20 protein-coding genes and 4 tRNA genes are annotated in these 19,240 nt (G+C 59.0%); 12 read left to right on the forward strand and 12 right to left on the reverse strand.

Annotation, left to right across the window (positions count from 1 at the left end):
• Positions 1-15: 15 nt before the first annotated feature.
• Positions 16-1,818: a single-stranded-DNA-specific exonuclease RecJ gene (recJ, locus tag NBH21_RS05570; RefSeq protein WP_250914743.1), complete on the forward strand. Its 1,803-nt coding sequence runs from the start codon at positions 16-18 to the stop codon at positions 1,816-1,818.
• 97 nt (positions 1,819-1,915) lie between these two features.
• Here recJ and NBH21_RS05575 read toward each other — a convergent pair.
• The 4 genes from NBH21_RS05575 to gloA all read right to left on the reverse strand — a co-directional run bounded on the left by NBH21_RS05575 (position 1,916) and on the right by gloA (position 3,868).
• Positions 1,916-1,990: transfer RNA gene (locus NBH21_RS05575), tRNA-Glu, on the reverse strand.
• Between the two features lie 216 nt (positions 1,991-2,206).
• Positions 2,207-2,281, reverse strand: a tRNA-Glu gene (locus NBH21_RS05580).
• Between the two features lie 186 nt (positions 2,282-2,467).
• Positions 2,468-3,268, reverse strand: a complete 801-nt coding sequence (locus NBH21_RS05585; RefSeq protein ID WP_250914601.1) for a hypothetical protein — start codon at positions 3,266-3,268, stop codon at positions 2,468-2,470.
• Positions 3,269-3,427: 159 nt separating this feature from the next.
• Positions 3,428-3,868, reverse strand: coding sequence for a lactoylglutathione lyase (gene gloA, locus NBH21_RS05590; RefSeq protein WP_250914602.1), 441 nt, complete (start codon positions 3,866-3,868; stop codon positions 3,428-3,430).
• 184 nt (positions 3,869-4,052) lie between these two features.
• On the opposite strand from gloA, the gene NBH21_RS05595 reads away from it, so the two are divergent.
• The 5 genes from NBH21_RS05595 (at position 4,053) to NBH21_RS05615 (ending at position 6,245) form a co-directional block, all read left to right on the forward strand.
• Positions 4,053-4,631, forward strand: coding sequence for a cold-shock protein (locus NBH21_RS05595; RefSeq protein ID WP_250914603.1), 579 nt, complete (start codon positions 4,053-4,055; stop codon positions 4,629-4,631).
• A 13-nt stretch (positions 4,632-4,644) separates the two neighbouring features.
• Positions 4,645-5,121 (forward strand): DUF192 domain-containing protein, encoded by a 477-nt coding sequence (locus NBH21_RS05600; protein ID WP_250914604.1) that lies wholly within the window; start codon positions 4,645-4,647, stop codon positions 5,119-5,121.
• 92 nt (positions 5,122-5,213) lie between these two features.
• Positions 5,214-5,287, forward strand: a tRNA-Pro gene (locus tag NBH21_RS05605).
• Positions 5,288-5,799: 512 nt separating this feature from the next.
• Entirely contained in the window at positions 5,800-6,105 is a 306-nt protein-coding gene (locus NBH21_RS05610) for an ETC complex I subunit (protein WP_250914605.1), read from the forward strand.
• 63 nt (positions 6,106-6,168) lie between these two features.
• Positions 6,169-6,245 (forward strand) — tRNA-Arg (locus NBH21_RS05615).
• A gap of 153 nt (positions 6,246-6,398) precedes the next feature.
• Here NBH21_RS05615 and NBH21_RS05620 read toward each other — a convergent pair.
• Positions 6,399-6,971 carry a transglutaminase-like cysteine peptidase gene (locus NBH21_RS05620; RefSeq protein ID WP_250914606.1) on the reverse strand — a complete coding sequence of 191 codons (573 nt, stop codon included), beginning with the start codon at positions 6,969-6,971 and terminating at the stop codon, positions 6,399-6,401.
• A 598-nt stretch (positions 6,972-7,569) separates the two neighbouring features.
• On the opposite strand from NBH21_RS05620, the gene NBH21_RS05625 reads away from it, so the two are divergent.
• Positions 7,570-8,325 carry a nuclease gene (locus tag NBH21_RS05625; RefSeq protein ID WP_250914607.1) on the forward strand — a complete coding sequence of 252 codons (756 nt, stop codon included), beginning with the start codon at positions 7,570-7,572 and terminating at the stop codon, positions 8,323-8,325.
• 96 nt (positions 8,326-8,421) lie between these two features.
• Here NBH21_RS05625 and NBH21_RS05630 read toward each other — a convergent pair whose 3' ends face one another.
• The 4 genes from NBH21_RS05630 to NBH21_RS05645 all read right to left on the reverse strand — a co-directional run bounded on the left by NBH21_RS05630 (position 8,422) and on the right by NBH21_RS05645 (position 12,691).
• Positions 8,422-9,195, reverse strand: coding sequence for an amino acid ABC transporter ATP-binding protein (locus NBH21_RS05630; RefSeq protein WP_163905316.1), 774 nt, complete (start codon positions 9,193-9,195; stop codon positions 8,422-8,424).
• Between the two features lie 18 nt (positions 9,196-9,213).
• The gene (locus NBH21_RS05635; RefSeq protein ID WP_250914608.1) at positions 9,214-10,371 is read right to left on the reverse strand and encodes an amino acid ABC transporter permease; all 1,158 of its coding nucleotides are present in this window, start codon (positions 10,369-10,371) and stop codon (positions 9,214-9,216) included.
• Between the two features lies 1 nt (position 10,372).
• The gene (locus tag NBH21_RS05640; RefSeq protein WP_250914609.1) at positions 10,373-11,566 is read right to left on the reverse strand and encodes an amino acid ABC transporter permease; all 1,194 of its coding nucleotides are present in this window, start codon (positions 11,564-11,566) and stop codon (positions 10,373-10,375) included.
• Positions 11,567-11,662: 96 nt separating this feature from the next.
• Positions 11,663-12,691 (reverse strand): amino acid ABC transporter substrate-binding protein, encoded by a 1,029-nt coding sequence (locus NBH21_RS05645; protein WP_250914610.1) that lies wholly within the window; start codon positions 12,689-12,691, stop codon positions 11,663-11,665.
• A 359-nt stretch (positions 12,692-13,050) separates the two neighbouring features.
• Between NBH21_RS05645 and NBH21_RS05650 the strand changes: the two genes are divergently transcribed.
• Entirely contained in the window at positions 13,051-14,241 is a 1,191-nt protein-coding gene (locus NBH21_RS05650) for a cystathionine beta-lyase (RefSeq protein ID WP_250914611.1), read from the forward strand.
• A 2-nt stretch (positions 14,242-14,243) separates the two neighbouring features.
• On the opposite strand, the gene NBH21_RS05655 is transcribed toward NBH21_RS05650, so the two are convergent.
• Both NBH21_RS05655 and NBH21_RS05660 read right to left on the reverse strand, forming a co-directional pair.
• The gene (locus tag NBH21_RS05655; RefSeq protein ID WP_250914612.1) at positions 14,244-15,410 is read right to left on the reverse strand and encodes an FAD-dependent monooxygenase; all 1,167 of its coding nucleotides are present in this window, start codon (positions 15,408-15,410) and stop codon (positions 14,244-14,246) included.
• Between the two features lie 25 nt (positions 15,411-15,435).
• Positions 15,436-15,681, reverse strand: coding sequence for a zinc-finger domain-containing protein (locus tag NBH21_RS05660; protein WP_112830162.1), 246 nt, complete (start codon positions 15,679-15,681; stop codon positions 15,436-15,438).
• Between the two features lie 168 nt (positions 15,682-15,849).
• Between NBH21_RS05660 and NBH21_RS05665 the strand changes: the two genes are divergently transcribed.
• A complete protein-coding gene (locus NBH21_RS05665; RefSeq protein WP_250914613.1) occupies positions 15,850-16,635 on the forward strand; it encodes an alpha/beta fold hydrolase in 786 nt (261 codons plus the stop codon).
• Here NBH21_RS05665 and NBH21_RS05670 read toward each other — a convergent pair.
• Positions 16,632-17,435 (reverse strand): enoyl-CoA hydratase-related protein, encoded by an 804-nt coding sequence (locus tag NBH21_RS05670; RefSeq protein WP_250914614.1) that lies wholly within the window; start codon positions 17,433-17,435, stop codon positions 16,632-16,634. The two genes, NBH21_RS05665 and NBH21_RS05670, sit on opposite strands and share 4 nt — an antisense overlap.
• 74 nt (positions 17,436-17,509) lie before the next feature.
• Here NBH21_RS05670 and cysE point away from each other — a divergent pair, with 74 nt between their 5' ends.
• From cysE to NBH21_RS05685, 3 genes are all read left to right on the forward strand, one after another.
• Complete coding sequence (cysE, locus tag NBH21_RS05675; RefSeq protein ID WP_250914615.1) at positions 17,510-18,334, forward strand: serine O-acetyltransferase; 825 nt, start codon at positions 17,510-17,512, stop codon at positions 18,332-18,334.
• Positions 18,335-18,461: 127 nt separating this feature from the next.
• A complete protein-coding gene (locus NBH21_RS05680; RefSeq protein WP_099057700.1) occupies positions 18,462-18,665 on the forward strand; it encodes a DUF3126 family protein in 204 nt (67 codons plus the stop codon).
• A gap of 199 nt (positions 18,666-18,864) precedes the next feature.
• A complete protein-coding gene (locus NBH21_RS05685) occupies positions 18,865-19,218 on the forward strand; it encodes a phasin family protein (protein ID WP_250914616.1) in 354 nt (117 codons plus the stop codon).
• Positions 19,219-19,240 lie beyond the last annotated feature (22 nt).

The raw sequence follows: 19,240 nt of genomic DNA on the forward strand, positions 1-19,240 counted from the left end.
ATGGGCATTTCACGCATGGAAGAACCGGTAGATCCTGTCCCGCGCGCGTTTCTGGGCGTCGAGCAGTCTGTTTCAGGGCAGCGCTGGGTTTCCCGTCTTGATCAGGCAGGGCAGAACAGGGCGCTTGCGATCAGCCAGTTGCATGGTCTTCCGGAGATCGTTTCGCGCGTTCTTGCCGGACGTGGCGTGGGTGTCGATGAAGCCCCGGCCTTCCTTGATCCGACCATTCGCTCCCTCATGCCTGATCCTTTGCGTCTTACCGACTGTGCGAAAGCCGGTGAACGGTTGGTCACGGCGATCCGGGACGGCGAGAAGGTCGCGATATTCGGTGACTATGATGTCGATGGGGCGGCATCCTCCGCGCTGCTCTATCGTTTCCTGCACCACTTCGGCGTCGAGGCAGAAATCTATATTCCGGATCGCATCTTCGAAGGCTATGGGCCAAACCCGACTGCGATCGGCCAGTTGATCGACAGGGGCGCACAGCTCATCGTCACGGTCGACTGCGGCTCCACCAGCATCGATGCACTGGCCGCGGCTACCGATCGCGGGATGGATGTCGTCGTGATCGATCATCACCAGATGGGGCACGAGATGCCGGCCTGCCTCGCGTTGGTCAACCCGAATCGCGAGGACGATCTTTCTGGGCAAGGGCATCTCTGCGCCGCCGGTGTGGTCTTCCTGGTGCTTGTGGCCACTCTGCGCATGCTGCGCGAGGCTGGTCATCCGAAGGCGCGTTCGCTCGATCTCCTGGCGTGGCTCGATCTGGTGGCGCTCGCCACCGTCTGCGATGTGGTGCCGCTCAAGGGCCTGAACCGTGCCTATGTCGTGAAGGGCCTGATCGCCGCGCGCCACCAGAATAATGCAGGTCTCGCCGCGCTGCTGCGGGTGGCAGGCATTGGCGGCCCGGTAACGCCCTATCACTTCGGCTTTCTGGTCGGACCGAGAATCAATGCCGGCGGTCGTATCGGTGACGCGGCACTCGGAAGCCGCCTTTTGACCCTTGATGATGCCGCACAGGCCGACGAGATCGCCGTAAGGCTGGATGAACTCAATCGCGAACGCCAGGCGATGGAGGCCGTGATGCTGGCCGAAGCGGAGGCGGAAGTGCTTGCCGAATACGGCACGGGGGAATCGGCTTCCGTGATCGTGACCGCGCGAGATAACTGGCACCCCGGCATCGTCGGTCTGCTTGCTGCGCGTATTAAAGAGAAATTCAGGCGGCCCGCTTTTGCCATTGCCTTTGATCCTTCAGGACGGGGCACAGGCTCCGGCCGCTCGATCAATGGGTTCGATATGGGTCGCATGGTGCGGGCTGCCGTGGATGCCGGCCTGTTGCTCAAGGGCGGCGGCCACGCGATGGCTGCTGGCCTTACCGTCGAGCGTGCGAATCTCGGGCGGCTGCGGACATTCTTCGACGAGGCGTCCTCCGCGCAGGTTGCGACGCTTGCCGCCAACCGCGCCCTGAAGATCGATGGAGCACTCGGTGCGTCCGCGGCCACCGTGGCGCTGATTGATCAGATCGAATCGGCCGGTCCCTACGGCTCCGGTCATCCACAGCCGATCTTCGCCATTCCGTCCCATCGTCTGAAGGATGCACGGCCTGTCGGCACGACGCATGTAAAGGTCACGCTCGAGGCGCAGGACGGTTCGCGAGTCGACGGGATTGCCTTCCGTGCCGCTGAAACCCCGCTTGGCGATTTCCTGCTGAAGAGCCGCGGCATGCAGGTTCATGTTGCCGGCTCTCTGAGCGCCGATCACTGGCAGGGTACAAGGCGCGTGCAGATGCGCATCCTCGATGCTGCCAAAGCCCCGTAAGGCAGCCAAGGCAAGTAAGACGCTACAAAGCTATCGCTTAGCGGCGGCTCGACCGCTCGCCAGGCATCATTTTTTGATAATCTGATGAGAGATGAAGTGGCACGCCCTAGGGGAGTCGAACCCCTCTTCCCAGAATGAAAATCTGGTGTCCTAACCGATAGACGAAGGGCGCGTGCGCTTCGTGGTGTGGCGCCCTTATATGCAGGGTTTGAAAAAGCCGCAAGCGGAATCTTGCTGTTTTTTCATTCTAATTTCGAAAAAAATTCAAGGCCGTGGAAGACAGACGGAATACCCGCATGAGCCGGTATTTTGGCGGACAATTCGCATTGGCGAACCGCTATGACGCGGCTTTTAATCACGATATTATTGGGGGGAAATGAAACAGGAGTGGCACGCCCTAGGGGAGTCGAACCCCTCTTCCCAGAATGAAAATCTGGTGTCCTAACCGATAGACGAAGGGCGCGTGCGCTCCGTGGAGGCCCTTATAGTCAGGTCGTTTTATTCCCGCAAGCGGCAAATTTCGATTTCTTGCAAAAAAATGACAGTCGCGGCCAGCCTGTGGAAAATAGATCGATAAATGAACAAAACCAGCATGTTGGCGATCATGCTGGTTTTCGACGTTTGACAAAAGAGGCAGGCAACAGGCGCTTCAGCGGGTCTCTGTCGATGCGTTCGGCTCGGCCTTGCTCTTCCTACCTCCGGAGAGGAGTTCGGAGAGGGACGGCATCCACTTTCGCTTCTTCTGTGGGGCGTCTGCCGAGGCGACCTCGGGCTCCGCTGCAGTGGCTGGAACCGCGGTGGCAGACTTCTGCCCCTCTTCCTCTGCAAGCGAGACTGGCTCGGCCGCATCATATTTCGTCGGAGCAGCCGGTTCCGAATAATCGGGCATGACGGCGGCTTCTCGCGCGGGTTCGACTGGCTCCGGCAGATCGGCGCTGAAGAGGCTCTTGTTCATGGGACTGACGGCCCGTGAGGGCAGGTCGGTGGGAACGATGCTGGAAGACGCGTTGCCGTTCGCAGCAAGGGACGTCGTTTCGGCACCAGCCGTCAGGTCTTCCGATTCCGGCATGGCGGCTTGGGCCGGTGCCGAGAAAATGCTGCTGCGACCGGCGGATACCGTGGTCGGCTGCATGGTCAGTTCACCGAGATTGGCGGGTGCCGCAACCTGCTGGACGGGATCCGGGGAGGCAGGCGCTTTGGCGTGCGCCGAGGCAGGTACCTTTTTGCTGTTGGGAACGCTGACGACGAGCGGATCGGTGTAAGCGGAAGCGGACGCGGGCAGGGCACCTTTGTTCTTCTTGGGAACGGCAGCAGACGTCTCGGGCGCGGCATCGCCGACTTCCATGGTCTCGACCAGTTGATTGGTCTGGCAGCCGGCCAGCGCCAGCAGGCTGGCGCCGACAAGCAGCGAGTGGATGGCGGGATTAGCCCGGACGAAGCGAGATGCCATGCGTAGATACCTCTTGGTCGGCTCAAGCAACACGCACAGCGGTTTTCCGACTGCCCGTCTCACTGTGGTCCGAGTGCGGTGCGCCGGATACGGCGAACCATTCAAGGCATCAGGCTAGAAGGAATAGCTTGTGCGAGGCGGGTGCCAGCCTCCCAATAGTTACCAGACCCCGGTATTCGGCATGGAGAGCCAGGGCTCTGCCCCGGGCAGGCTCTCACCCTTTTGCAGGATCTCGATGGAAATGCCGTCGGGAGAGCGAACGAAAGCCATGTGGCCGTCGCGGGGAGGGCGGTTGATCGTCACTCCACGATCCATCAGCTTCTGGCAGATGGCGTAGATGTCATCGACCTCATAGGCGAGGTGACCGAAATTCCGTCCTCCGGTATAATCCTCCGGATCCCAGTTATGGGTTAGTTCGAGACAGGGAGCGGAGTTATTCCGGGCAGCATCGATATCGTCGCGTGCTGCGAGGAAAACAAGAGTGAAGCGACCCTTCTCGTTTTCCATGCGGCGGATTTCGGTGAGTCCGAAAACGTTACAGTAAAAATCTAGGGAGGCGTCGAGATCTTTGACGCGAACCATTGTGTGAAGATAACGCATGAAGGTTCTCCATATGACTGTAGGGATATGGAACAGGCGAAAGTTTCGAGCAAGCCTCATAGCCCAAAAAGCATCTGGGAATATCTGAATCTAGGACTTGCGCAGATCCATTACGAGAATGTTAATCTGAGCGTCAAGAATCGATTAACTTTACCGTGTGACGCGTTTTCGAGGGGCTTGGGAGATGGCGGACAGGATTTTACCGAAAGGGCTCTCTGGTTTCGAGGAACTGTCCGGCGAAGCCGTTGACCTGATCGAAATCACCGGCGTCGTGAAATGGTTCGACGTAGCCAAGGGCTTTGGCTTCATCATACCGGACAACGGGATGCAGGATGTGCTGCTGCACGTGACCTGCCTGCGCCGTGATGGCTATCAGACCATTCTGGAAGGAACCCGTATCGTTGCCCTGATCCAGAAGCGTGATCGCGGCTACCAGGCTTTCCGCATTCTCTCGATGGACCAGTCGACGGCCGTTCACCCTTCGCAGCTTCCGCCGGTGCGTACTCACGTACAGGTTACGCCGACGAGCGGTCTGGAGCGCGTGTTGGTCAAGTGGTTCAACCGCACCAAGGGCTTCGGCTTCCTGACGCGCGGCGAGGGAACCGAAGACATCTTCGTGCACATGGAGACCCTGCGCCGATTCGGTCTGACCGAATTGCGGCCCGGACAGACCGTGCTGGTCCGTTTCGGTCCCGGCGACAAGGGCCTGATGGCCGCCGAGATCCACCCCGACAATCCGGCGCCGGCTGCCCGTGCGCATTGAGGTTCGTGTGAAAATGACAAAACTTGCAAAGAGCGCCCTTATGGCGCTTTTTCTGTTTCTGGTACCGGCAGGTCTTTTTGCTGCCGATGATGTCCGTTTTGAAAGAAGCCAACTGCGTATCGAAACGCCGGAAGGCAAATCGCACGAGTTTCAGGTCGAACTGGCCTTGAGTCCTGAGCAGCGCGAGCGTGGCTTGATGTATCGCGAAAAGCTGGGTGATGACGAAGGCATGATCTTCGACTTCGGTCTGGAGCGGGACGTGATGATGTGGATGAAGAATACTCCACTTTCTCTGGACATGCTGTTCATCGATGGGGCCGGACGTGTTCAGCGGGTGGCCAGCGGCGCCGTTCCTTATTCCGAATCGATCATTTCATCCGGCGGGCCGGTTCGCTTCGTGCTGGAAATCCGGGGCGGTCGCGCCGCCGAACTGGGAATTGGTCGCGGCGCCCAGGTCACCATTGCAGCAATGGCAACCCAGTCGAAATAGCCAGTGCCGACCGCGCAGATCATCATGCGGATACCGGTTTTTTAATGTTGCGGCTCAATGGCGAACCGTGTATTGCGACTTTATCACTGCAACGGAGTGTAGCGCAGTCTGGTAGCGCATCTGGTTTGGGACCAGAGGGTCGGGAGTTCGAATCTCTCCACTCCGAGATCTTCCTCATTGATATGATTGAGGAATTCAGTTTTCCATATATATCTGAATATGCACCGTGATCGGATTGTGGGTGCGGACGCGCTTTCTGGCTATGCTTGAAGCGCTGAATGCTCCTTTTCCGGCGCGCAAGGGCTGCTGCGAATAATCCGGATTGCTCGATTCTTGTCGGCTCGGCCTTCTTCATCCTTCTGGTCCGGGGAGATGACATCGCTCCTATTCCGGGGGTGTCCCGATCCTCAAGCTGGAGCGGGCGGAATACGGTCCAAAATATGAGTTGATCGAATTGCCCAAATGGGGCAAGAACACTTGAGAATTTGGAACGGAAACGCGATCGTTGCGAATTGTCGATCGTGTTTCAAAGGTGTTGAAATTCAAAGATCTAATCGATTTCGAATCTCTGCACTTCGACTGTTCGAATTCGCCGCGGTCATATGATCTGCGGCAGGTGCCAAGATCAAACGACGGAAAAGGATCTTCCTGCCGTCACTTCTGGAGTTTAACGCGACCATGCCCGCGAAGATCTACCGCCCCGCAAAGACCGCGATGCAGTCCGGCAAGGCGAAGACCCATGTCTGGATCCTCGAATTCGATCAGGCCATTCCGCGCAAGATCGATCCCATCATGGGTTACACCAGCTCCGCCGATACCCGGCAGCAGCTGAAGCTCGTATTCGATACGCTGGAGCAGGCGGAAGCCTATGCCAAGCGCGAAGGCATCGAATATCGTGTGATCCAGCCGAAGGAAGCGAAGCGTCAGGTCGTTTCCTACACCGATAATTTCCGCTTCAACCGCCTTCAGCCCTGGACTCACTAAGGACTGTCTGAAACCTTGCCGATGCCCGCATGATCCCGTCGGGCATAAACGACGGGATGGAACGGCCCCTTAGCTCAGCTGGATAGAGCACCTGCCTTCTAAGCAGGTTGTCGCAGGTTCGATTCCTGCAGGGGTCGCCAAACACACCCATAACGTATTGATATATATATAAAGGTGCGACCGCACTGGATTTCTGTTGCGACTAAAGCTTGTTCCCAGTGGGTCCGATTACGGGGCCTCTTCTTTCCGCCGCGGTCCCTTGCGCCTTGCCTTCGCGCCCGAAGTGCAATCTCTTAAAGCGCATACCACCATTTCGGATTATCCGCGGACTCCATCTTGATCCAGACGAGGTCGACCTCGTTCACCCGTTTGATTGCATCGCTCCGGCTATCCAGAACGAGATCCGCATTTCTGGTTCTGACGATGACGACGGCATGTCCCTGGCCGTCCGGCGTGCGCCCTATGGCGAGACGGACAGAGCGGGCGGGCAGACCAGCCTCTACAAGTCTTCTTCTCTTGGTAACCGCATAGTCGTCGCAATCGCCATAACGGGGGGATAAAGTCCAGATGTCGCGTCCGCGCCTGTCGTTGCGTGGCGCGATCCCGTGGTTGACACTTTTGTTGATCGAAGCAATGTCGAGGGCGACATCGGCGCTCAGACGCACGTTCTCGGCTCCCTGTTTCGGCGTGCATTCTTCTGGCGCCTCGACGCAGAAGCGCACGAAGGCATAGGGTGCGAGCGCAGCCGCTTTTTCCTCCAGAAAGGCGGCGCGGATCGGGGTGGAACGTTCGGCGGCCCAAGCAGACGCGGTGGGGATGAACATCAGGGGGAGAGCGGCAGTAACGCAGATACGCACGGCACGCATCGCATGCCTCCGATTACGAGCGAATCATCGGCACGCGATCAGGCTCCGTGGAACGGTGCCGTCCGCGGCAGAATCATCATCATGGAAAGGGTGTGAAAGAGCGCAGGCGACCGTCCCGGGCATCTGCCCGGTCAATAAAGGCGCTATTCTCTTCCTGTTTCGCGCGAGACCTTAAGGCTTCGCGTTTCGATGGTCGCTATCCCCCGCGAGGGGCGCATCTTTCCGGCGAAAGCTCCATCGCGGATGTATCCGGACATCGGCCTCTGTTCGTGCAGAGGTTTGTTTTTGTTGTCATATTGTTGTTCCTCCCCACCGTTTCAGGTGATAGGGAATCTGCACATTTCTTGCAGGCTTTGTGAAGCCGCCTGATGGGGCTATTGATGGATATAATCCTTTCTATCTATTAGTCGGCGAATGAGTGGGCTCAATGCACTCAATGGGTTGGCCGTTTTTGTCTCTTTGAGCGTGTTCGGCGCCCACGCAGTGGCGGCGCGTGAAATCCGGTGCATGAAGCGATCCATATCGGGACAGTTCAGCAAGTATTTACCAATCTTGAGCAAACCCTTGGAGTGTCAAACCTCGCAGAAGAGAGGCTCCCATGGCAGGCACCACCCAGATGAAACGTGCGCCACGCAAGCGCAAGAAAGCCGCAAGCCGGCAGAGCTCAGGTAGCGTCTGGCCGTGGCTGGGTGCGTTGCTTGTCGTGGCTGGAGGCATCGCTGCCTATGATAACCGCGATAAACTGCCCGCACCGGTTTTGGCCTACCTTTCCGGGAAGGAGAGGGTTCAGCCGACGGCCCTACGAACCGAGGCTGCGAACAAGCCGGAGCGTAAGGAGCGGCAGACGACGGTAAATGCTGTGGCACCCGCGGAAAAGCCGAAACAGGAGGCGAAGCGCTCCACCGGCCCCGTTCCACCGGCTCCGGTCGGTGGCGCAACTGTCAATCAGGTCGCGGCCAAGCCGGCGGCTCCGGATGAGCGCAGGACGGATACCATCCTGCTCGGCAAGGGATTTTCCGGCAAGTTCTATTTCTGTGGAACATCAGGCCTGGATAACTGCGTATCGAGCGGCGACACCTTCTGGTATCACAAGACCCGTATCGCGCTCGCCGATATCGTTGCGCCCGCCACCGAGGGGGCCCGTTGCCAGCAGGAGCGGGAGAAGGGCTTTGCTGCCAAGGTACGGCTGCGCGATCTGCTGAATGGCGGCGACTTCGAGTTTTCCTCGCTGAGGGGACAGGAAGCCGGCGGTGCGCGCGTCGTGGCCCGGAACGGCCGGTCTCTGGGCTCGATTCTCGTTTCAGAAGGGCTGGCCAAACCCCGAATGGGCAAGCAGGATCCCTGGTGCCCCTGAGGTCGGGACAGCTCCGGACGAACAACTATGCGGGAATGTAAAAGCCCGCCGGTCTGAACCGACCGGCGGGCTTTATTCATAACATCACATTGCTGATCAGTGCAGGATCTGGCTGAGGAACAGCCTGGTGCGCTCGTGCTGCGGGTTGTCGAAGAATTCGGCCGGAGAATTCTGTTCGACGATCTGCCCCTGGTCCATGAAGATCACGCGGTTGGCGACCTGGCGGGCGAAGCCCATTTCATGGGTCACGCAGAGCATGGTCATGCCTTCTTCGGCAAGTCCGACCATGGTGTCGAGCACTTCCTTGACCATTTCCGGGTCGAGCGCCGAGGTCGGCTCGTCGAACAGCATGATCTTGGGCTTCATGCACAGAGCGCGAGCAATCGCCACGCGCTGCTGCTGGCCACCGGAAAGCTGGCCGGGATACTTGTTGGCCTGTTCGGGGATCTTCACTCGCTTGAGGAAATGCATGGCGACTTCCTCGGCTTCCTTCTTCGGCATCTTGCGCACCCAGATTGGCGCCAGCGTGCAGTTTTCAAGAATGGTCAGGTGTGGGAAGAGGTTGAAGTGCTGGAACACCATGCCGACTTCGCGCCGCACTTCATCGATCTTCTTCAGGTCATTGGTCAGTTCGGTTCCATCGACGATGATGTTGCCGCTCTGGTGTTCCTCAAGGCGGTTGATGCAGCGGATCATCGTCGACTTGCCCGAGCCGGACGGGCCGGCGATGACGATACGTTCGCCCTTCATCACCTTGAGGTTGATATCGCGCAGCACGTGAAAATCACCGTACCACTTGTTCATGTTGATGATTTCGACCATCACATCGGTGTCGGAGACGGTCATCTTGGCAGGTTGCGTGTTAGCCATGTGTGGTGTTTCCCTGAATTATCGTTTGTGGCCAGTGTCGAGATGTCGTTCCATGAAGGCGGAATATCGCGACATGCCGAAGCAGAAGAGCCAGAAGATGAAACCGGCGAAGATCAGGCCCGTGAGTGGCGTGACCGGTGTCAGCCAGTTGGCGTCGCCGAAGCTCGCCTTCACGATTCCCAGCAGGTCGTACATGTTGATGATCGACACCAGCGAGGTGTCCTTGAACATGCCGATGAAGGTATTGACGATGCCCGGAATGACAAGTTTCATCGCCTGAGGCATGATGATGAAGGTCATCTTCTGCCCGTAGCTGAGACCGAGTGAATCGGCACCTTCGTACTGGCCTTTCGGGATGGCCTGCAGACCGCCGCGGATCACTTCCGCCATGTATGCGGACGCAAAGATGGATACGCCGATCAGCGCGCGAAGGAACTTGTCGATGTTGTTGCCGGGCGTCAGGAACAGCGGCAGAAGCACGCTGGCCATGAACAGCACGGTGATCAGCGGAACACCACGCACCAGTTCGATGAAGCCAACGGAGGCAGCCTTCACGATCGGCATTTTCGACCGGCGTCCGAGCGCCAGCAGGATCCCGACTGGCAATGACACGACGATGCCGACGAAGGAGAGGATAAGCGTTACCATCAACCCGCCCCACTGGGTCGTCTCGACGTGGCTGAGACCGAAGTAGCCACCGAGCAAAAGGACATAGGCCAGGATTGGCAGGGCTACCAGCAGCAGGATCGCGTTCAGTCCCTTGCGGGGGAAGGACGGGATCAGCATCGAGGCAAGCAGGCTAACGAACAGGATGGCGATCAGGATCGGGCGCCAGAGTTGGTCGCGGGGATAGGACCCCACCATGAACTGGGTGAACCAGTCACCGACATAGGCCCAGCAAGCGCCGCTCCAGCCATCTGGCTGCGTGCCGCCTTGGGCGATGGTGGCGCAGGCCGCGCGTCCGTCGCCGCTCCAGACCGCCGAAAGGAAGAGCCAGTCGATGCTCGACACGACAAACCAGACGATCACCACGCCGAACAGAACGGACATCAGACTGTTGAGCGGCGTGGAGAAGAGGTTCTTGCGCAACCAGCCGCTGGCGGAACCGTCACTGGTCGGGGCGGGAAGGGCAGGTAGGAATTCGTGCCGTACGTAGGAAACGGAGTTCTTGTCCATCTCAGCGCTCCACCAGGGCCATCTTGGCGTTGAACCAGTTCATGAACAGCGATGTCGCAAGGCTGATCGACACGTAGATCGCCATCCAGATCGCGATGATCTCGATCGAGTGACCGGACTGGTTGAGGATCGTTCCGCCGACTGCCACGAGATCGGCGTAACCGATAGCGACCGCCAGGGATGAGTTCTTAGTCAGGTTGAGATATTGGGAGGTGAGCGGCGGAATGATGATCCGTAGCGCCTGCGGCAGCACGACGAGGCGGGTCGTGAGACCCGAGCGGATACCAAGTGCCGCGGCTGCTTCGTTCTGTCCTTTCGACACTCCCTTGATCCCGGCCCGCACGATCTCGGCGATGAAGGCTGCGGTGTAGAAGGAAAGAGCCAGATAGAGCGATAGGAATTCCGGGCCGATGACTGTGCCGCCGCGCATGTTGAACTTGCCGAGTTCCGGAATGTCGAAGGTCAACGGGAAGCCGAGTACCGCAAAGACGACGAACGGCAACCCGACGATCAGAGCGATATTGACCAGAAGAACCGGAGGGCGACGACCGGTCAGCAATTGCTGCCTGTTCGCCCACTTCGTGTAGACGATGGCGACAACGATGCCGATGATAAACGCGGCGAGTATGGCCCAGTCGCCTTCGCCGAATACCGGAGCCGGCATGTAGATGCCACGGTTGCTCACGAAGATGGAGAGCGGCAGCTCAAGAGACGCGCGCACGTCCGGAAGCAGCGACAACACACCCTTGTACCAGAAGAAGATGACCAGCAGCGGCGGAATGTTGCGGAAGACTTCCACATAGACGGTCGTCAGGCGCGCGATCAGCCAGTTGTTCGAAAGGCGACCGATGCCGACCAGTAGGCCGATGACGGTAGCGGTGACGATGCCGCAGGCTGCAACGATCAGAGTGTTGATGAAGCCGACGAGCAGTGCCCTGGCGTAGGATTCGTCGCTTGAGTAGCTGATCGGCGTCTGCGCGATGTCAAAACCCGCGCGACCGTTGAGAAAGCCGAAACCGGCTGTCATGTTGGCCTTCTGGAGGTTTGCGATCACATTGGAACCGGCAAACCAGAAAATCCAGACTATCGCTATGACTGTCAGCGCTTGATAGACAAACTGCCGGACAGCCGGATTGTAAATGAATGATTGTACCGGACGGCCAGCGCCGTCTCCGTTGGTGGCGACCACTGCCATGCGTTATCCCCTCTTCGCAGCCGTTTGGGGCCGTCTTCTTCATTTATGACCAGTGGGAAGGCGCTGAGGCGCGCCTCCCCACGAATGCCGGTCGCCTTAGCGGATCGGCGGGGCGTATTGCAGGCCGCCCTTGGTCCACAGAGCGTTGAGGCCGCGCTGGATCTTCAGGTTCGAGCCTTCGCCGACGTTGCGTTCGAAGCTCTCGCCGTAGTTGCCGACCTGCTTGACGATGTTGTAGGCCCACTTCTCGTCCACGCCGAGATCCTTGCCGATCGTCTGGTCCTTTTCCTCTCCGAGGAAGCGTTTGATGTCCGGGTTGGCCGACTTGGTCATCTCATCGACGTTGGCCGAGGTGATGCCGAACTCTTCGGCCGTAACCATGGCGTAGTGTGCCCAGGTCACGATGTCGAACCACTTGGAATCGTTCTGGCGAACGCCCGGGCCGAGCGGCTCCTTGGAGATGATTTCCGGCAGAATCACGTGGTCGGCCGGGTTCGAAAGCGACAGGCGGATCGAATACAGGCCCGACTGGTCGGTCGTGTAGACGTCGCAACGGCCGGACTGGTAGGCAGCGTCGACTTCCTCCTGCTTTTCGAAAACAACCGGCTTGTATTCAAGGTTGTTGGCCTTGAAGTAGTCGGCGAGATTGAGTTCGGTCGTGGTGCCGGACTGTACGCAGACTGCAGCGCCCGAGAGCTCCAGCGCGGACTTCACGTTCAGGCTCTTCGGAACCATGAAGCCCTGGCCGTCATAATAGTTTACCGCGCGGAAATCGAAGCCTAGCTGCGAATCGCGGCTGATCGTCCAGGTGGTGTTGCGGGCAAGCATATCCACTTCGCCAGACTGCAGCGCCGGGAAACGGTCTTTCGCCGAAAGGGGCGTGTACTTGACCTTGGTGGCATCACCGAACACGGCAGCAGCGACGGCGCGGCACAGATCGACGTCGAGGCCGGTCCAGTTACCCGAGGAGTCCTGCGCGCCGAAGCCGGCGAGATTCGAGCCGTTCACGCCGCACTGGACGAAGCCCTTCGCCTTCACGTCGTCGAGCACGCCAGCATTGGCAGCCGCAGCGCCGAAACCGAGAACTGCGGCGCCGAGCGCGGCGGACAGAATCTTCTTGTTCATTTTCCCAACCCTTATCTTGTTGTCTTTTGCCTCACAGCGAGTTGCGTAACTGTGTACGGTCGTGCTCGCCGGTCCGCTGGCCTCCCGGAGCGGACGACCTATCACAGTCGTAAATGAATGTGTGGTCAAGTGTTGATGGTTGAAATCGGGCAGAAAGGCGGCAATTTGCTAAAGCCGATTGAAAATGAGGCAGTTTTCGGCTCGTTGAGGCAGGCAATGAACAAAAAATCGCCGGCTGCAAACGCTTTGGGTTGCGCTTTACACATATCATTCCGTCACTTGGCGCCACTTGACCGGTTGGATGCAGGTCGTCACAAATGTCGATCGAAAGACCCCCTCAGCAAAGGTACAAATCACCCATGAAGAACCGAAAAGAGATGCTGGCCAAAGCCGGTACGGACACGAAACTTTGCCATATCGGCAACGATCCGTCGGATTTCTTCGGCTTCGTGAATCCGCCGGTGGTGCGTGCCTCGACGGTGCTGTTTCCCGACACGCGGACGATGGAAACGCGTGCTCAGAAATACACCTACGGTACACGGGCTACACCAACCACGGATGCGCTCTGCAATGCGATCGATGAACTGGAAGGCTCCGCCGGCACCATTCTCGTTCCCTCGGGCCTGGCTGCGATCACCGTTCCTTTCCTGGCATTCCTGTCTGCCGGCGATCATGCCCTGATCGTCGATTCGGTTTATTCGCCGTGCCGTCATTTCTGCGATACGATGCTCACCCGTCTCGGCGTGAGCGTCGAATATTACGACCCGACTATCGGCGCGGGCATCGAAGCCCTGATCAAGCCGAACACCAAGCTGGTGCATACCGAGGCGCCGGGTTCCAACACCTTCGAAATGCAGGATATTCGCGTCATTGCCGATGTTGCGCACAAGCACGGTTGCGTGGTGACGATGGACAACACCTGGGCAACGCCGCTCTATTTTCGTCCGCTTGATTTCGGCGCCGACATTTCGATCCATGCGGCGACCAAATATCCGTCCGGTCACTCGGACGTGCTGTTCGGTACCGTCTCGGCCAACGAGACCTATTGGCGCGCGCTGGACGAGGCGAGGATCACACTTGGTATCTGCGTCTCTCCGGATGATTCCTATCAGATCCTGCGGGGCCTCCGGACCATGGGGTTGCGCCTCGAGGCCCACCAGAAGGCGGCTCTTGCTGTGGCCCAGTGGCTTGAGGGCAGGGCGGATGTTGCAACCGTGCTGCACCCCGCCTTGCCGAGCTTCCCGGGTCACGAGATCTGGAAGCGCGACTTCAAGGGCGCGAGCGGCATCTTCTCCTTTGTGCTGGCGGTTGACGATCCGGCCCGGTTCAAGCCCAAGGCGCGGGCATTCCTTGATAGCCTCGATATTTTCGGTCTCGGCTATTCATGGGGCGGTTACGAGAGCCTTGCCGTGATGGTCAATCTCGACGATCGCAAGATCTGCAAGGCGCCGAAAGAAGGTCCGGTCATCCGCCTTCAGATCGGTCTGGAGAATGTCGAGGACATTATCGCGGATCTTGAAAAGGGCTTCGCCGCCGCGGCGGCGATCTGAGTTCAACCCTTTGCGCGATAGCCGTAGAGCCAGTCGAAATCAGCGGCGAGGCTCTGCGGCTGGCGCAGCGACAAAACGATGTCGCGCGCAACGCGAACCGGTCCGCGGGCATGATAGACGAATTTGTTGAAGGCACCGCGCGCCTTTACGCGACCCGCGCGCGCCTTGCGGAGGGTTTCGAATGCCGCAAGCGACTGAGGGAGAGGAAGGGAGCCGGAGACATAACCGGCTAGCTCGAACCCGTCCTCAATGGCCATGACCGCGCCTTGCGCTGAGAATGGCATCATTGCGTGGGCCGCATCCCCGATCAGGACAGTGTCGCGACCGTTCTGCCAGCGTCCCGGCGAGGCTTCATAGAGCGGCCAGAATGTCGCCTGTTTCACGCCCGCGAGAAGCGCCAGAATGAAGGGATTCCAACCGGAAAACTGCGCCAGCAGCATGCCGTGCTGGATATCGCTTCCCTGAGCCGCCCAGGTTTCGCCGGGATTCATCCCCGCGGCGATGGCGACTAAATTAAAGCCATCGATTTCGTTCAGTGGATAGCAGACCAGATGCGTCTTGGGGCCGAGAAAGGCGGTAACGCAGCGATTGTTCAGGAAGGCGGGGGCGCCGGCGGCGGGAACGGTAAAGCGCCAGGCGATGTTGCCGGAAAAGGCGATCTTCGGACTGCCCTCGATCAGTTTTCGCGCCGGAGACCACGCGCCATCCGCTCCGATCACCAGTTCCGGCCTCGTCCCGGTTATGGTCTCGATCGCCGAGGGGGTGGCGCTTTCGATCCGCTGTCCAAGATGGAGCCTGCAAAGGGAATTACGAATGACCGCGGTCAACAGCGCCTGTTGCAGCGTCGAGCGATGAAGGACGCCGTAGGGCGCGCGCCAGCGCTCGCGGGCGAAGCGCCCGGCAGGAACGGTGGCAAGTGGCTTGAGAGACGTGCCCAAGGCGAGCCGGATCTCGTCCGGCTCCAGCCAATGGCGTTCGATGTCCGGCAATACGCCGAGTTCGGCGAGAATGCGGGTAGCATTGGGCGAGAGCTGGAGACCGGCTCCCACTTCACCGAGTTGCGGTGCCTGTTCCAGGATATCGACATGGATGCCATGCCGTGCGAGCGAAAGCGCAGCAGTCAAGCCCGCCACGCCTGCTCCGATGATGGCGGCGGTCTTGATGGTCATGGAACTGGCCGATCAGGAGCGCCGCTCAGGCCGCCTTCACGTGGTAGACGCAACCCGGCGGGTTGGTCTGCTCCGCCTTGAGGGACGGGTTGTACTTGTAGAGCGTCGAGCAATAGGAGCACACCTTCTCGTCGTCATGTCCCATGTCGATGAAGATATGCGGATGGTCGAAGGGAGCCGATGCGCCCGTGCACATGAATTCCTTCACGCCGATCTCGATCACCGCGTGACCGCCGTCGTTCTGGAAATGGGGAATGCTGTGCCCGGCCATGTTTTTCTCCGCTATGCCATTCGAAAGTGCCGGGACATTATCTTCCTTCCTTTGAAAAGGGTAGAGCCAAACACGATAGGGAGTCACAGAAAAACACATCGAGAGGGGTTTGAGGCCGACGCAGCTTTCAATATTGTTGCGCCACAATGTTGCCGACAGGAATGACCGATGAATCTCGATGCGCCTCCTTTCTCTTCCTTCATGCATGATGGCTTCCAACTGGCCTATTTCGACGAGGGGGATCCCGCGGGTGAGCCGGTATTGCTGATTCACGGCTTCGCCTCGACGGCAAACGTCAACTGGGTCTATCCGGGATGGCTGAGGACCCTGGGTGAGGCTGGCTATCGCGTGATCGCCCTCGACAATCGGGGACATGGTGCAAGCGACCGGCCGCATGAGCAGGAGGCCTACTATCCCTCCCTGATGGCCGGAGATGCCGCAGCACTGCTGACTCATCTCGGCATCGAGCAGGCCCATGTCATGGGCTATTCGATGGGGGCCCGCATCTCCGCCTTTCTCGCGATCGAGCATGCGGACCGTGTTCGATCCCTCGTCTTCGGCGGGCTGGGGATCGGCCTGTGCGACGGTGTCGGTGACTGGGATCCGATTGCAGAAGCGCTTCTCGCGCCGTCGCTCGATGATGTGACCCATGCGCGCGGCCGCATGTTCCGGCAGTTTGCCGAGCAGACCCATTCGGATCGTTTCGCGCTCGCCGCCTGCATCAGTACCTCGAGGGAACTGGTGAGTCGCGCGGATATATCAAGGGTCGAGGCGCCGACTCTGATCGCCGTCGGAACGAAGGACGACATCGCGGGCTCGCCGCACGAACTGGCCGCCTTGATGCCTCATGCGCAGGCTATCGACATTCCGAACCGCGACCACATGCTGGCTGTTGGCGACCGGGTGTTCAAGAAGGCTGTTCTTGAGTTCTATCGCGAGCTTGAGGGCGTCTAACGCCCGTTGAAAACCGGTCGGCGCTTTTCTGCGAAAGCTGCGCGTCCTTCTGCGTAATCAGCGCTGTCGAAGGTTGTCGCCCCGATGATTTCCGCTTCGCGCAAGAGGTCGTCGTCGTTTGTTGCGACGGCGCGAAGTGCGAGCTTTGAAGCCTGTATCGACAGCGGCGCATTGGCCGCGATGATTTCCGCGAGCGACAGTGCCGCCGCGTCGAGGGCAGCGGAAGCGGTGACCTCGATCAGGAAGCCGGCAGTGGAGAGCTCTGTTGCGCCAACGGCAAGGCCGGTGAACAGCATCTTGCGCGAAATCTGCGGACCGAGCGCGTGGAAGAAATCCTGCACGGCATCCGCCGGATAGGCGAGGCCGAGACGCGAGGCAGGTACCGCGAATGCGGCGTCTTCGGCCGCGATGCGCAGGTCCGCTGCTGCCGCCAGCCCGAAGCCGCCGCCGTAGCAGATGCCTCGTATGGCGGCGATCACCGGGACGCGAGAGTTTCTAATTGCCGCGAAGGCTGCGCTGTTTTCGCTTTCGTAAACCTTCGCCGTTGCCGTGTCCTTGCGTACTGTCGGAAATTCGGAAATATCCGCGCCGGCGCTGAAATCCCGGGTGCCGCCACCGGTGAGGACGATCACGCGGGCCTCTCCCCAGGTGGCGAGCCAGTGCATCGCTTCGGGGATGGCGCGCCACATCGCGGCGTTGATTGCGTTTTTGCGCTCCGGGTTGTCGATCGTCAGGATACCCACGCCATTCTGGCTTGAAGCGAGGATCTTGCCGGCGGCGAATTCACTGGTGTGTTTCATTTCTCGGAGCCCATTTATGTTGAATCGAGGATGGACTATATAATGTCGTCTAGAATGAAACGAGGAGACCGGCGATGGCCGCAAAGAGCGAATTCCTCAAGAGAGAACATGTAATGTCGATGGACCCGATCTGGGACAGCCTCAGGGCTGAGGCACGGTCGGCCGCCGAGCATGACCCGTTGCTTGCAACCTTTCTCTATTCGACGATTCTCAATCATCGCTCGCTTGAGGACTGCGTCATCTACCGGATCTGTGAACGCCTCGATCACCCGGATCTGCAGGCGATCCTGCTGCGCCAGGCTTTCGATGAAATGCTGCGCGAGTGGCCTGAATGGGGCCAGATTGTGCGCGTCGACATCCAGGCTGTCTACGACCGAGACCCGGCCTGCACCCGCTTCATGGAGCCGGTCCTCTATTTCAAGGGCTTCCACGCCATCCAGACCCATCGTCTGGCCCACTGGCTGTGGAACCGCGGCCGGCGCGACTTCTCTCTATACCTGCAGAGCCGCTCCTCCAGCGTCTTCCAGACGGATATTAATCCGGCTGCCCGGATCGGCAAGGGCATCTTCCTCGACCATGCGACCGGTCTCGTGGTCGGCGAGACGGCGCGCATCGGAGACAACGTTTCGATCCTGCACGGTGTGACCCTCGGCGGTACCGGCAAGGAAGGCGCCGATCGTCATCCGAAGATCGGCGACGGCGTCATGATCGGTGCCGGAGCCAAGGTGCTCGGCAACATCGAAGTCGGTTGCTGCTCGCGTATTGCTGCCGGTTCGGTGGTGCTGAAGCCGGTGCCGAAGGGGTCGACGGTAGCCGGCGTTCCGGCTCGCGTTGTCGGGGAGGCAGGTTGCGCCGAGCCGGCCCGTTCCATGGACCAGATGCTTGCTGCCGAGGATTGATCCCAAAGTGGCCATAACCGCCCGGTAAAGCATGGTTCCCGGGCGGGAGTGTCGCCGTTTGCGTCTTTACATCTGCGGACGGTGCATGCGACAAGCGGCCCGAATTGAATCGATACGGAGAATTTAAGTGAAGCCCGAAGAAATCAAGAAACTCGACGCCTATTTCAAGCGGATGTTCGGTCCGGGCATTTCCGTTAAGGCACGTCCGCGCAAGAACGACTCTGCCGAAGTTTATGCGGGCGAAGAGTTCCTTGGCGTGGTGTTCAAGGACGAAGAAGACGGCGATCTTTCCTACAATTTTTCGATGGCCATTTTGGACGTCGATCTCTAATCTGAAAGTTGCATAGCAACTGATATATGTTTTCCTTTTCAAGGGTTGAAGGGTCGGCCGTGTTGCGGTCGGCTTTTTTGTTTTGATTACAAATGCAACCATTGAGGGATATTGCGACGCACAAGACTACTTGACCAAAATTGTGCATCTGCTATCGTTCGCTGCATTGAAAAACGGCACGAGCAGGAGGATGTCGCGCATGTTTAACTTCGATGAAGCCAATAAGAAGGGCAAGGAAGCCATGGATGCACTGCTGAAAAATTACGCAGAAATCGGCAAGGGCTTCCAGGCGATCGCGACGGAAGCGTCCGAATATTCCAAGAAGTCCTTCCAGGACGCGTCCACCTTCGTGGAAACGCTTGCAGGCGCAAAAAGTGTCGAGAGCGCGTTTGAGTTGCAGACGACTTTCCTGAAGTCGTCCTATGAGTCGTTCGTCGCAGAAGCGACGAAGATGGGTGAGATGTATGCCGATCTCGCAAAGACGGTCTACAAGCCCTACGAGGCGACCATTGCCAAGGCGACGTCTTCTTCGCCGTTCTCCGCTGCGGCCTGATTGCTTTTCAACGGTATTTTGC

Source organism: Ciceribacter sichuanensis (assembly GCF_024055605.1).
Classification (GTDB): domain Bacteria; phylum Pseudomonadota; class Alphaproteobacteria; order Rhizobiales; family Rhizobiaceae; genus Allorhizobium; species Allorhizobium sichuanense.